The organism is Lysinibacillus sp. GbtcB16, from assembly GCF_019091145.1.
GTDB lineage: Bacteria > Bacillota > Bacilli > Bacillales_A > Planococcaceae > Lysinibacillus > Lysinibacillus fusiformis.
Window position 1 is genome coordinate 1 of sequence record NZ_JAGXJV010000187.1, and the last position, 355, is coordinate 355.

Below are 355 nucleotides of genomic sequence, written 5' to 3' on the forward strand. Positions count from 1 at the left end.
GGACTTAGCAGCTGGGGCTTCAGGGCTGGTAAGACAATTGAAGAATGGAGATCAGAGAGCCGGCGATGCGGAACGTTCATGCAGGACCGGCTCTTTGCTCTAACTTAGGGGTGATTCAGGTGGCCAATGTATTCAGACGTACGTACTCATATGCTTTTATTGTTCCTGCAGCCATAATTTATTTGTTAATCTTCATTTTTCCGACCATGATGTCTTTTTTCTTCTCGCTGACGAGATGGAATTTAACGAGCTGGACGTTTATCGGGCTAGATAATTTCAAGATGTTTTTTCAAGAGGCTTCGCTGCTGATCGGGTTCAAAAATACACTGCTCTATGCGGTCGTCACCTGCGTGCT

At 45.6% G+C, this 355-nt stretch carries 1 pseudogene; it reads left to right on the forward strand.

From position 1 onward, the window contains the following. Positions 1–44: 44 nt before the first annotated feature. Positions 45–355: pseudogene (locus tag KVT27_RS23930) on the forward strand (hypothetical protein); the annotation flags it as partial.